Annotated in this window: 5 protein-coding genes; 1 reads left to right on the top strand and 4 read right to left on the bottom strand. The window is 58.2% G+C overall.

Features of this window, described 5'->3' with window-relative positions; translation table 11 throughout:
• Positions 1–31: 31 nt before the first annotated feature.
• The 4 genes from ICA16_RS17695 to ICA16_RS17680 form a co-directional block, all read right to left on the bottom strand.
• Positions 32–4528, bottom strand: coding sequence for an NEL-type E3 ubiquitin ligase domain-containing protein (locus ICA16_RS17695; protein ID WP_228734197.1), 4497 nt, complete (start codon positions 4526–4528; stop codon positions 32–34).
• Positions 4529–4923: 395 nt separating this feature from the next.
• On the bottom strand, positions 4924–5733 hold the full coding sequence (locus ICA16_RS17690; RefSeq protein WP_210701157.1) for a leucine-rich repeat domain-containing protein: 810 nt from the start codon (positions 5731–5733) through the stop codon (positions 4924–4926).
• Between the two features lie 95 nt (positions 5734–5828).
• Complete coding sequence (locus ICA16_RS17685) at positions 5829–8573, bottom strand: leucine-rich repeat domain-containing protein (protein ID WP_210701156.1); 2745 nt, start codon at positions 8571–8573, stop codon at positions 5829–5831.
• Between the two features lie 98 nt (positions 8574–8671).
• Positions 8672–11242, bottom strand: a complete 2571-nt coding sequence (locus tag ICA16_RS17680) for a beta-propeller fold lactonase family protein (RefSeq protein ID WP_210701155.1) — start codon at positions 11240–11242, stop codon at positions 8672–8674.
• Between the two features lie 218 nt (positions 11243–11460).
• On the opposite strand from ICA16_RS17680, the gene ICA16_RS17675 reads away from it, so the two are divergent.
• Complete coding sequence (locus ICA16_RS17675) at positions 11461–13773, top strand: YgiQ family radical SAM protein (RefSeq protein WP_150617994.1); 2313 nt, start codon at positions 11461–11463, stop codon at positions 13771–13773.
• Positions 13774–13806: the final 33 nt, after the last annotated feature.

Below are 13806 nucleotides of genomic sequence, written 5' to 3'. Positions count from 1 at the left end.
ACCCTTCGGCCAGCTCTGCTATTTCAGCCTGTTATCCAGCAGCGCCAACGGCTCCCGCGCCGTTATTCCCGACTGGAACCATGCCCAGTTCCTGTCGGGACAACGTTTCGATGAGCGACGCTTCCTCGATCCGATTCGTTGCTTCCAGCGATTCGGATTGCGCCTTGAACTCATCAAGCGTCAGTCTATTGGCTGCGTGTTCAGCGGCGAGTTCTGTCTGCCGCAGCTGAAATGGCTGGCGTTGGTCTTCGAATTGCCCCCGGTATTTGTTGGTCACGTAGTCTTGCCAGAACTCTTCGGACAACAGCGCCTGGAATTCTTCGGGCGAGTCGTCCAGTGCCACCACTTTTCGATAAGCCGCCTCCAGCGCTCCCTCCGACACCTTGGCCATGTGGGTGTAGAAGACCTGATCGGGTTGCGCCGGCAATTGCAGGCGATCCTTTAGACCATAGCGATAGGCAAGCCTGATCTCCACTTCCTCTCTCAGACGTTCGCTATGCACGAGTTTTTCGATCTCAGACGTCGCCGGATCGCCGAGTATTGCCTCACTGCGTGCGATGTCGGCGGACGCGATCTTGTCGACTTCGTGCAAGCGAAACAGTCCCCGAGAGAGCATGGAAAGGTTGCGGCCCTGAGTTTGATCCGTAGCCTGAGCGATCGCCTTGAAGGCCAGCGATTTGGTTTCCAGGTTGGTAAAGGTGAACGCCGCCCGGTCACAACAGGTTGCGTCACCCGCCCGGTCCAGGAGTTCGCGACGCAGGCGTTTCGACTCCACAGAGTGCTCGGTCATCGAATCGATGAGCGCCCACAACCTCCGTTGTTGATCCGCGTGACCGGCTTTATTGACTCTAAGTAGCTCCAGCATGTTGAAAAAGCCGTTCGAGCCTTCCTCCTCGCGCACCGTTTGCCACTGGATTTTCCTGGTATTTATCTGGTCGGGGGACATCCCGGTAGTCCAGCGCGCCATTGAATTATTGGCGAGTGCGCGCATTGCCACAGGTGCTTGGACGCGTGCAGTGTCGACCAGGTTTAATGCTTCGCGCAGAGGTACTTGCGCTTCGATCAAACGGGCCTCGTAAAGGTCGATCCGCGCCAATGTGGCCTCGGACAGCGGATTCGAGCCAATGTTGGTAAAGTCGTTGACGCGCGCGGTGTTCAGAAGTCGTTCGTTCGTGGGGGCGATGACCGCGTCAGGAATGTCCACGATTCTGTTGGAGCTCAAGTCGAAGTGGTCCAGCAGTGGCTGATCGGCAATGCCGCTCGGGAAGGTGTCGATGCCGGTATGGGCCATATTGAGCGAGCGCATGTCGGTTATCTGACTGAAGTCAGGAACGACGCCCAGTTGCGGGTTATTGTGAAGGCCCAGGCCTCGTAGCGTTCTACGTTCTGAAATGACCCGGGCGGTGTCAGCCGTCAGCATTAACTGATTGTTCTGCAGAAAAAGTCGGGTCAGCCCGTTCATTTCTCCGATGGCGGGCGGCAGTGTGTGCAGTTGGTTGTGCGACAGATCGAGCCAGCGTACATGGCGGAAGCGGGTCAGAAAGCCCTCCGGCGAAATACTCAGGTTCATGTGGCTCAGTTTGAGTGAACCGACATGGCTGAAGTCAATGTCGAGATCCGGCAGGCTTCCTAGCCACAGGCCGCTGAGATCCAGCTCAAGCCCGATGGGCGTGCGATCAAAGGCCAGTTTCTGCGGTGTTTCCCGTCTCCAGCAACTGAGAATCCTGGCGGCAGCGATCTCACGGTCAGGGCGGGCCTGCGCGTTGAGGGCCACCTGGTTCGCCCGAGCGTAAGCCGAACGAGCTCCCCGTCCAGAGAACACCCAGTCGTCGAGCTGTTGCTTCAGTTTTCCGAACTCCTGTTCGAGGTTGCGCAGTGTCGTGACCGCCGTATCCCCCTCAAGGCTCCAAAGATATTTTCTGCACTGATTGATGTCCTTGCCTGGATACAGTCGTTGATAGCGCTGGGCGGGGGAGTCGCCACTATCAAAGATTACGCCCTCGGCAGCGGGCGTCAGTTCGGGGTGAGCTTCGTTCAGGCGCTGCCAGAATTCGTCGAATTTGCGCCAGTACTCGGTGGGGAAGTCGTTACCGTCGAGTTGGATGACGCTGTTGATCTTGCCGATGGCGAGCAACTGATCAGGCGCCGGTTCAAGGAGTGCATGCGGTACTTCATTCAAGCGGTTATCGCGCAAATCAACGACTTTCAGTGCTGTCTTATTTTGCAATCCACTCGGCCAGTGTTCGATTTCCGTGTTACGCAGCCGCAGGTACTCAAGCCCCGACATGTCGGTGAAGTCAGGGATGCCATCCAGTGGATTGCCCGACAGATTGAGGTCTGACAGCTGGTGCAGGCCAGTGATGACGTTAGTGGTGTGCTCATCGAGAGCGATCCTGTTATTACTCAGATCCAGGTGCGTGAGCTGCTGCATGTGCTCCACGCTGGCCGGCAGCCTGCCGAGGTCGCTTTGAGTGATGGAGAGTTTTTTCAGGTGGGTGAAACTCGACAGGAACCGGTCGCCAGCGTCCGACCAGGCAATGTTGTTCATTTCCAGAGAACGGACATGGCTGAAATCCGCCTCCAGTGCCGGGAGCGGCCCGCGTCCTTTCGGCAACTTCAGCGTGGTCAAGGTATCGTTTAACCAGCACTCCTTGAGGCTCCTCGCAACCTGCTGTACCCATTGGCGGGTCTGTACGTTGGCCGTGGACGAGCTTTGAACGTACCGCTCCAATTGTGCCGCCATCAGGTCGAATTTCTGCATGCGGTCGGGCAGCGCCTTTTGCGTGGCATCGTCCATTGCGTTCCAGTAGGCCTTGGCAGTCTGCACATCCTTGTCGGGGTACATCCGGCGCACCATGGCGATCTCTGGAACGTGGCCGTCCAGACGGAACGCGCCCGGCAGTGCCTGGGCGGCCAGCTCCGGATGATCCGCGGCTACCCGCACCCAGAACGCGTCGAGCGACCGCCACAGGTCCGCTTCAAAGCGGTTGTCTTCAAGTTGCGTGACGCCATTGATCCTGGCGCGAGCGGACAACTGCTCCGCTGGCGGGTTGAGGACCGCATTTGGCACTTCACGCAGATCGTTGCCGCGCAGATCAACGAGTTTGAGCCTCGACTGATGCTGCAAGCCCTCAGGCCATCGTTTAAGACCGGTTTTGCTCAGGTTCAGGGTCTGCAAATCGCTCATCGCGCTGAAGTCCGGGGTTCGCCCCAGAGGGTTCTCGGACAGATCAATGGACTTGAGTTTCGTGAGTTTCCCCAGGCTGACCGCAGCCTGCTCATCAAGCCGGAGCTGATTGTTGCGCAGATTCAACTCGGTCAGGTTGTGCAGGGTCGCCAAGGAGTCCGGCAGCTTTTTCAGCGTGGAACGTGTCACTGTCAAACGGGTCAGGCCGGTGAAATTGCTGAGGAATGTCTCGGTTGCGACTGACCAGTTGACCTGGTCCAGCTCGAGCGTGCGGACATGGCTGAAGTCGGCCTTGAGCAGCGGCAGGGTAAAATTTTCAGCTCTAAGCTCAAGTTTCTTTGTTGTGGGGGACTGCCAGCATTGTTTGATTTTGATCGAGTTCAAGCGAATTATCAGATCCTGGCTACTTGCAAGCGACCAGGCCTTCAATGCCTTTTCCATATTTTTATACTCGGCTTCCCGGCGAGCCAATCCTCCCGAAACATCGTCGCCAAGTGATGTGAGCAGGGCTGTGACTTGCCTCTCGGTGAGAGCCGGATACAACTTGCGCGCGCGAGACTCCGGGCTTTTCAAGCGATTGAGGGCGGCGCTGAGACGCTCTTTCAATGTGCGCGGCGGGGGATCCCCCGCCCGCCGCATGCCGCCGGCGCCCGGGATACTGACGCCAACCCAGCCCTCTACGGCGTCGAACACAATCGGCTGCGATCTGCCTGGGCGTGTCGCGACATAGCGGTTATCGACGTCGCCAGCCACCGCATCCGCGGCGCGCACGATACGCATCACCGGGGTGAGCGGCGTCGACGCATCAAGGTCGTGCAGGGCCTGGTAGGTGTGGCTGTCTATCACCACGTAAAGCTTGCCGTCGAAGCGGTGCAGTCCGTTGACATCGGGTTCGACATCAGCGAAGTCCAGCGGTGTCCGGAATCCTTGCAAGCTGCTTTCGCTCAGGGCAAAAGTGATGGGCGATTCGTCGACTTGATGCCAGAGCCTGCTGATTGAGTCGCGTACCAGCAGCGGTCCGGAAGGCTCCAGCTCACTGGGCAATCTGGCACGGTGCTGACCGGTGGCGTCCGTCGCGACAGCGATAATGCCGACCTCGGCCACTTCAACGTAGCGGCGTCCCTTGAACATGATGAAACCCTCGGCGTCGGCATTCGGCAGATGCACCGCTACGCTGATCCGGTAGTCCTCCAGTGTTCGGATCACCGGTGTGGAAGTTGTTCCTGAGGCAGCGGAAACAGGCGTGGGCGTCACCACTACCGGGCTGATGGCATCGAGGTCGGGCCGCCCCGAAGTGCTTGCCGAATCCCTGGGGTTGTGGGGTCTTGCGATGTTCGACATACCCGGATCCAGAGAGTGCGGGAGCTCGGGCTGTCGCACCTGCAGACTGTCCGGCTGCACAGGACGCGTGTGGATGTCGACTGTGACAGTGTTGCGCGGAGGTGTTTTGATGGGCATTGAGTTTTTCTTCCTTGAGACTTGCTGCACCTGGGGCGGTAAATGCTGGCAGGGCAGCGTTCGGCGTCATTGCCGGGGTCGGTGTTTTACGATCAGGTCAAGCGTTCTGTTGCGGATTGAAAGAGCGCCATGATTGACCGGGTTGCTCATCCTTGAGCACTGACCTTTTCCCTGCACAATGATGACGGGGAAAAGGTCTGATTGGCGGGGCCTGCGCCTCGCTCAGTGAAAAGGCGCCTTGCTATCGAATCATCATTCCTGCCAGGGCGATCTCTTCATTATTCGTTAATCGTGAGCAGCAGGTTACGCCGGGATAAGCGTATTCCGGCTGCTTCAAGGCGCATTTGATAAATCAGCGCCTGCTGCCGGGCACTTTCGTCGAATTGATTATGGGACACGTTGATCACGTTGGTGAGCCGCGCCGAAGCTGCCAGATGTTGCTGCGCAGGATTGATCAAATAGTCGGGAATACTGGTGAGGTTATTGCGGCTGAGATTGATCCGCTGCATCGAAGTCAATGCTTCGAGCCCGGGTGGCCAGTCCCGCAGGCCTGTGCGCGACAGGGCCAACGCGCGCAATTGGGTCATCTGGCTGAGGTCCGGCAACCACTGCAGTGGATTATTATTCATCTCCAACACCTGAAGGGTTGTGCGTTGCGACAGGATTCGCGCTGTCGCATCAGTCAACGCGATGCTGTTGCCGTTGAGAATCAGACGTGTCAGATGGTTCATGTTGCGCAATGCTTGAGGTAGTTCGGTGAGGTACGAGTTCGTCAGATCAAGTGTGCGCAGGTTGGTAAATCGGCTCAAGAAGCCTTCGGGAGGACTGTACAGTCCCTCGTTTTTCATCAGCAGTGAACCGACATGGCTGAAGTCGGCATCAAGATTTGGCAGCACCTCCACGTTGAGACCGCTCAAGTCCAGGGTCAGGTCAAGGAATGCTCCATCCGGCGTGGCCGATGTCGATTGCGTAATACCTTCACGCCGCCAGCAGCTCAAGATGCGCTCCGATGCTGGTTTTTTATTGTTCCCGCCCCAGTCCTGCAGCTGGGATTTCAGCGTATTGAGCTCGTGTTCCAGCGCAGCCAACCTTCCTGGAACGTCGGGCTCCAGCGACTGGATCAGGTGATTGATCGACTGTTCATTGTAGGAAGGGAAAATTTCCTGGACGCGTCGAGCGGGCGTCAGGACGCTGGGCTGGGCTGTGCGGGGCGGGTGGGGAGGAAGCTGACAGGCAACTCCTGATTCTCAGGGTTGACGGCGGTCAGCAGGTTTCGCGGCCGTTGCAGTGTTATGCCAGCGGCTTGAAGCCTGCTTGCGAGTAGCCTTAAGTTGGATTGAGTGTCGGACGACAACGGGTTGCCGGTGATGTCGAGGCTGTCATAGAGACGGACAAACCCGGCGAGATCCTGATCACCAGGCGCAAGCAGGAAAAGGGGAAGGTCTTTGAACCCGTTATGTGACAGGTTGACCTCCTCCAGTGCCGGCATTCTCTCCAGTCCGGGCGGCCAGGAATCAATTTGCGTACGGGAAATATTCAGTTTTCGCAACGCTGGCAACAAGCTCAAATCAAGCGTGTGCACGAACCTGTTCCTGCTCAGGTTCAGCTCCCGCAGGGACGTCCTTGGCCCCAGGTCCTGGATCAGTTGCGCTGCGTCAGGCCCCAGACAGTTGTCGCTCATGTTCAAGCGTGTCAGATGCTGCATTTTCGCCAATGCCGAAGGCACGCTGCGCAGCTGGTTCTGCGAGATATCGAGCTCGTGCAAATTCGGGAATCGCCCCAGGAAACTGTCAGGATTGTGATGCAAGCGGGCACGTTTCAAGTTGAGCGAGGCGACGAAACTGAAATCAGCATCCAGGCTCGGCATGTTCTCCAGATTCAAACTGGTCAGATTCAATTTCAGGCCTAAATGCTCTCCCCCTGCCCCAAGCAGCATTCGCCCCTCCCGCCGCCAGCATTTCAAGATTTTTTGTGAGGCAATATTGAATTGTCCTTTGGACCATGCGTTGAGCTGGGTTTTAAGCACCTCGAACTCATATTCCAGCCGTGTCAGGACGTTGGGAGCATCCACGCCCATGGACTGAAGAAACGCATCGGCATTATTTCCCATCGTGGGATACAACTCGCGTACCCGAACCAGCAGAGCAGATGCCGCGCCGCTGCCATAGTCGCTGTGTGCCGGAAGTCGAACCGGCAGTGGCTCCAGCCATCTCATGGTGCTTAACAGGTTCTCCGGATTGGACAGCGACAATCCGCTGGCCAGAAGGCGCAGACGATAAAGGCTGGCGCGCTCGAGCGTGATCAGAGAAAACGGGTTGCCATCCACATTGACGATGTTGCTCAGTCGCGTATTCGCCAGATGCTCGAATGCTGGTGCAATCAGGGCGTCGGGCAATTCGCTGAGGGCGTTGTATCTCAGATCCACCCTTTCAAGCAGTGGCAGTTGATCAAGGCTGGCTGGCCATCGCGCAAGATTCGTGTAGGTCATTTCCAGCCTGCGAAGATTTGGCAGGCCGCTGAAGTCTGGAGCGTCAGCAATCGCGCAGTTGTTCAGACTCAGCACTTGCAGTGTGTTGGAAACCAGCCGCTCACCTGGATTTATGGGTGACGGGTTGTAGTCGAGATTAAGGTGAGTCAAATGCTGCATTGCGCTCAGCTGGTGAATCGAACCTTCGATTTTGTTACCCCACAGGTCCAGGTCGAGCACATTTTTGAAGGCGGACAGATTGATGTTTCGATCCAGATTATTACTGCGCAACTTCAGTGAAGTGACATGGCTGAATTCAATCCCGTCCAGCGACGGCAGATTGGTAATTCCCAGACCACTGAGATTGAGCTCCATGCCCAAGGGGGTTCCGTTTGCATCCAGATGCAGCGGCCCTGTCCTGCGCCAGATGCTCAGCAGGCGCTGACTGGCAGTTTCGATGGCATTGTTCGAGGCAGGCATACCAGGCGTGGCGTTGGCGATTTCCTGCCATCGGGACAATCGCGTTTGCAGCCTGCTCAGACCCACCTCGAACTGAGTCAGTTTGCGCGGCAGGTCAACACCCAGCGACTCGATCGTCAGGCGCACCAGGTCATCCTCGATGGTGGGAAACAGTTCACGCAGGCGACGCTCCGGGGAAGGAAGGGAAAGAACCTCGTTGTCGCCGCGTCGGATCCCGGCGTCAATCCAGCCGAGTCGCGCATCGAAAATCACCGGCTCCCCCTGAGCGATCAGTTCGGGCTGAAAAAAAGCATGGTTGTCCACGTCATTTGCGGTTCTCTGATGCACGATGTGCATCATTTGGGCCCCATGCTGATCCCACATCACCCGATAAACTTTCTTGCGAATAATGATGTAAGTGTTGCCGTCGAGCGGGTACACGCCGTTGATGTAAGGTTGCACACCCTCCAGATTTATTTGCGTGCGATAGCTTTCGAGACGGGCGTCTGTCAGGACATCGGAGGGCGACCACCAGTACTCGCCGCCAGGATCGGGCACCAGCACCGGCCCAGGCTCGCGCTGGGTCGGCCATCTGGCACGGTAGAGGCCGGTGTCCGGATCACTGGCGATTTCCACCGTCTTGCCATCCGGCAAGTTGACGAACTTGCGCCCTTTGATCGTTCGTACGCCCTGACTGTCAATGGTGGCCTGAAGGTTATCCGGGAGCGTGACATGGAAATCTGCCACTGAGAGTCGTGATGCGCTTGTGACCATCGCGGCTAGCGTTGAGGGGGGCAGCGGGGTGACGGTGAGCGGCGTAGTTGAGGGGCCTGCCTGAACGTTGACGTTGGTAGCCGTTGTGCTTGCGGCGATGTTGGATTCGCGCAGATGGGGAAGTGGCGATACATCGATGCGCGAGGGCGTCTCAGTCCAGTCAGAGTGTATGGCGGGTTGTCGCGGTGGAGTAATAGCCGATGTGCCTGTGGGAGTTTTGCCTTTCATGTGTACTCATCCTTGAGTGATTGTTGTATCAATAGCGCGGCTGCAACGACTGATGTTGAACGGTTGTATGTTGTTCGTTTGCCGCGACAGTCGAGCGATCACCGCGCGATATCAAAAATTCTCTGCGCCGTCCTGCTGTCGAGTGCTTCACGCCAGATCGGCACGTGCACGCGTCCGGCCTGCTGATCCTTTTGTTGGGATGCCAGCCCCAAGCCGCTTTGCTCGAGGGTTTTCAGGTGGCCTCCCTGTACGGTGAAATCGAGCGCTGCGCTGTCCTTCCTGTCGTAGTGAAAATGCGCGTGCCACAGCGGCTCGCCACTGAGCCTGTCATTGAGCGAGTAGATATCGAGATAGTGTTTGTTGCTGCCCTTGCCCCGTTCCAGCCGGGTATGGGTTTTCACTGCGAGGATTTGATTCTGGTCGAGCAGGTACGCCACTCGGTTCGCGCTCAGGAACGACTTGTCCTTGTATAGCCGGACGCGGATATTCTCGCCCTCAGTACGCAGCCGCTGACTGTCATGACGTAACTGTCGAACGAGCGGAACGATATTCTCGTCAAGCGCATTCGGCAGGCGCTCCAGTTGCGAGGCGACGTCGTCCAGTTGTTCGGCTTTTGCGCCCAGCGATTCGACGATATTGGTGGCGTTTCGCTTGGCTTTTTCATCCTGTCTGGCGCTATTGAGGTGTGTATCGCATTGGCCCAGTCGCTCGTTGGCCAATGCCACCAGTGTAGGCAAGGCATCGTTTCGCGGCGGCGTCTGTCGGCGCCATTCGCCATCACGGCGCTCATACGTTTGCCAGACCTGATTACTGATGGGGTCTGTGACATCAATGACTTCTTCCCCCGAAGCGGTGCGGCGTGGATGACCGACGCTGATCCTGGAGACGTTATGGTGTCTGGCGCGAAACAAACGCCTGCGTGTTGGCGCCGGGCCGGAGACTTCCTGCGCAGGCACGAAGTCGAAATCAATCACCTGATCCTGCGCCGGCAGCGCCGCCGTAGTCAGCGACTCGCGGTGATAGCGACTCGCCCGCTCTTCCAGTACGTTTTCAAAAGATTGCACGACCTCGACGATTTGCCGACGGACGCCGGCCTCGGAAGACTCCGGCGCAAGCACCAGGGTTTCGTAGGAGGCCCTGATGGCTGCGGTCTCATCCAGCAAGTCGGTAATGACCGCAAGGCGCGCTTGCTGAGGAATACTGTCGATGTCATAGAAAGCCGAAGTCGTTTCAACGTGCCAGCTCCCCAGTTGCGCCAGCGCGGACTGGCTGTCGGCGGGTCTGCCGCTCAGCAGTCGGCTTTTGAAGCTGACCCACCAGGCAGATGCCACGTGCAAATCCAATGCTAATGTATTGCGTGAAGCGATTTCGAACGCGGACGAGCGCGATTGTCTGACGAAGTCATTGATCAGTTGCTGACGCGTTTCGAGAAGCTCGCGCTTCTTCCACAGGTATTCTGCATCGGCGTTGTAGAACTGGTGCAGGTTGTGCAAGCCCGCGCGCTCAATGGTCATGCGACTTTCCCTTGCATAAATCTGGTACTCACAAAGTTCGATGCTGCGCGCCCGCATTTCGTGCAGTTCGGATAGGTACCTGTCTTTTTCATACAGGATGATCGCGTCACGTTCGTTCACATAAAGGCTGATGAGGGGCGTGAGCAGCTCCTGTTCTTGGCGAGCGTACCCTTCCAGTAACGCCAGTGCGCCTCTTTCACCTTGGCTTCCCGGCTCCTGTTCGAGCCTTTTTTTTTCGGCTTTTTCGCTACGTTCCTTGGCCGCATCCCACCTGGCTCGTCCGTTATTCAGCAGGGCGGGCGAAACGAGCATGCGATCAGGCAGAAGAGGGGCAGGGTTTACGCGCCGCATCCCGCCGGCCCCTTTTACGCTGGTGCCGACCCAGCCGTGCTGCGGATCGAGAACAACGGCCTCCGAACGTCCCGGCCGGGTACCCACATAGATATTGTTGGCGTCATGGGCCACGGCGTCTTCCGCGCGGACGATACGCAGTACCGCGGTTGTCGGCGTAGAAGCATCCAGGTCATGCAGGACCTGATAAGCATGGTCGCGGATCACCGCGTAGAGCTTGCCGTCAAAACGGTGCAGACCGTCGCTGCCGGGTTCGATGCCGGTGAAATCGATGTCGCTGCGAAAGGCCTCCAGCCGGGTGTCACTCAGGGTCAGCGGCAGCGCTTCGACATTGCCTGCTTCGCGCCAGAACCTGCCGTCGGGATCGGGTTGCAGTATCGGCCCGGAAGGATCGCGCTCGCTTGGGCGTCTGGCCCGGTAAAACCCGGTTTCAATGTCCATCGCGATCTGCACGATCTGGTTATCGGGCAAGGTGACGTACATGCGTCCTTTAATGATTCGCGGGCTCTGGGTAGAGGAACTGTCCCATTCCGGCGGGGGCGTGATGCAGTAATCCTGCAGTGCACGGTGTACGGGCAATGCTGGCGAGTCGATAGCCGTTGGTATCGCTCTGACGGTGGGGGCGGGCGTGATTGCGTCAAGGTCGACGCCGGCCGGGTGCGTCGTCACTAACCGGTTTGCCGGGCCCGCAGAGTGAATGCCGGGGACATCAACCCGCGTGAGGGCATCTGTTCCCGATGTGCCATTCATCGCAGGCCTTGTCGTGGTGGCGCCGTTCGCGCCCTTGCTGGTCTTGCCGATCATGAATACTCATCCTTTAGTATTTTCATGTCTGCCCCGCATGATGCAGGGCTTGAAAAATCTGACGGCGTTGCCGGTTCGCGCGCGTGGGACGTTCGCGGGGCATGTCGCGAACGATCCCGGGCAACGATAAAGAGAAACCGACCATTGCCGTCGGAATTGGTTATTTTTTGTGCTATATTCCGCGCCCGCGATTTTTCATCTCAACACCGGTCGTCGACATGCAAACAGCCAAGCCGTTATTTGACTATCCAAAATATTGGGCCGAATGTTTCGGGCCAGCGCCATTCCTGCCGATGAGCAGGGAGGAGATGGATCAGCTTGGCTGGGATTCCTGCGACATCATCATTGTTACGGGAGATGCCTACGTCGATCACCCGTCGTTCGGCATGGCAATCATCGGCCGGCTGCTGGAGTCGCAAGGCTTCCGCGTCGGGATCATTGCCCAACCGAACTGGCAGTCCAAAGACGACTTCATGAAGCTCGGCGAGCCGAACCTGTTCTTCGGCGTCGCGGCCGGCAACATGGACTCGATGATCAACCGCTACACCGCCGACAAGAAAATCCGTTCCGATGACGCCTACACCCCGGGCGGCATGGCCGGCAAGCGTCCGGATCGCGCCAGTCTGGTCTACAGCCAGCGCTGCAAGGAAGCCTACAAAAACGTGCCGATCGTGCTCGGCGGCATCGAAGCTTCGCTGCGCCGCATCGCGCATTACGACTACTGGCAGGATCGCGTGCGTAACTCGATCCTGATCGACGCCTGCGCCGACATCCTGCTGTACGGCAATGCCGAGCGGGCGATTGTCGAAGTCGCCCAGCGTCTGTCCTACGGTCACAAGATTGAAGACATCACTGATGTGCGCGGCACCGCGTTCATCCGTCGTGACACGCCTGCGGGCTGGTACGAAGTCGATTCCACGCGCATCGATCGTCCGGGCAAGGTCGACAAGATCATCAACCCGTACGTGAATACCCAGGACACCCAGGCCTGCGCCATCGAGCAGGAAAAGGGCCCGGTTGATGATCCGGAAGAAGCCAAGGTCGTGCAGATCCTGGCCAGCCCACGGATGACCCGCGACAAGACCGTGATTCGTCTGCCGTCGGTGGAAAAGGTCCGTGGCGATGCGGTTCTTTATGCGCATGCCAACCGCGTACTCCATCTGGAAACCAACCCGGGCAACGCCCGTGCGCTGGTGCAGAAGCATGGCGAAGTCGACGTCTGGTTCAACCCGCCGCCGATTCCGATGACCACTGAAGAAATGGACTACGTGTTCGGCATGCCTTACGCACGTGTCCCGCACCCGGCGTACGGCAAGGAGAAAATCCCGGCCTACGACATGATCCGTTTCTCGGTGAACATCATGCGCGGCTGCTTTGGCGGCTGTACCTTCTGCTCGATCACCGAGCACGAAGGCCGGATCATCCAGAACCGTTCCGAAGAGTCGATCATTCGCGAAATCGAAGAGATCCGCGACAAGGTGCCAGGCTTCACCGGCGTCATTTCCGACCTCGGCGGCCCGACCGCGAACATGTACCGCATCGCCTGCAAAACGCCGGAAATCGAATCCGCGTGCCGCAAGCCGTCCTGCGTGTTCCCGGGGATCTGTCCGAACCTGAACACCGATCACTCGTCGCTGATTCAGCTGTACCGCAGCGCTCGCGCGTTGCCGGGTGTGAAGAAGATCCTGATCGCCTCCGGCCTGCGTTATGACCTCGCGGTCGAGTCGCCGGAGTACGTCAAAGAGCTGGTGACCCACCACGTGGGTGGTTACCTGAAGATCGCCCCGGAACACACCGAGGAAGGTCCGCTCAACCAGATGATGAAACCGGGCATTGGCAGCTATGACAAGTTCAAGCGCATGTTCGAGAAGTACACCAAGGAAGCCGGGAAAGAGCAGTACCTGATTCCATACTTCATCGCCGCGCACCCGGGCACCACCGACGAAGACATGATGAACCTGGCGCTGTGGCTCAAGGGCAATGGCTTCCGTGCCGACCAGGTGCAGGCGTTCTACCCGTCGCCGATGGCCACCGCCACCGCGATGTATCACTCGGGCAAGAATCCGCTGCGCAAGGTCACCTACAAAAGTGACGGTGTGACCATCGTCAAGAGCGAGGAGCAACGTCGTCTGCACAAGGCGTTCTTGCGTTATCACGACCCGAAAGGCTGGCCGATGCTGCGTGAAGCGCTGCAACGCATGGGGCGCGCCGATTTGATCGGGCCGGGCAAGGATCAGTTGATTCCGCTGCATCAGCCGTCCACTGACAGCTACCAGAGCGCCCGTCGCAAGAACTCGACGCCGGCTGGCAGCCATAAAGTGGCGAAGGAAGGCAAAGAGAAGACCACCAAGATCCTCACTCAGCACACCGGCCTGCCGCCGCGTGCCAGTGATGGCGGTAATCCGTGGGACAAGCGTGAACAGGCCAAGGCTGCGGCGTTCGCCCGCAACCAGCAGGCCGCCAAGGAGCGCAAGGACGCGGCCAAGGGCAAAGGGCCGAAGCCGACACGCAAACCGGTCGTGCCACGCTAAACAGAACGCCAACCTTCGGGTTGGCGTTTTTTT

Source organism: Pseudomonas anatoliensis, assembly GCF_017976235.1.
Taxonomy (GTDB): Bacteria; Pseudomonadota; Gammaproteobacteria; order Pseudomonadales; family Pseudomonadaceae; genus Aquipseudomonas; species Aquipseudomonas anatoliensis.
This window is presented reverse-complemented; position numbering and strand designations above follow the sequence as displayed.

What these genes read in the sequence shown, in the direction of transcription:
- ICA16_RS17675 (WP_150617994.1), top strand. Translation starts at nt 11,461, where the DNA reads ATGCAAACAGCCAAGCCGTTATTTGACTATCCAAAATATTGGGCCGAA.
- ICA16_RS17685 (WP_210701156.1), bottom strand. Translation starts at nt 8,573, where the DNA reads ATGAAAGGCAAAACTCCCACAGGCACATCGGCTATTACTCCACCGCGA.
- ICA16_RS17695 (WP_228734197.1), bottom strand. Translation starts at nt 4,528, where the DNA reads ATGTCGAACATCGCAAGACCCCACAACCCCAGGGATTCGGCAAGCACT.
- ICA16_RS17680 (WP_210701155.1), bottom strand. Translation starts at nt 11,242, where the DNA reads ATGATCGGCAAGACCAGCAAGGGCGCGAACGGCGCCACCACGACAAGG.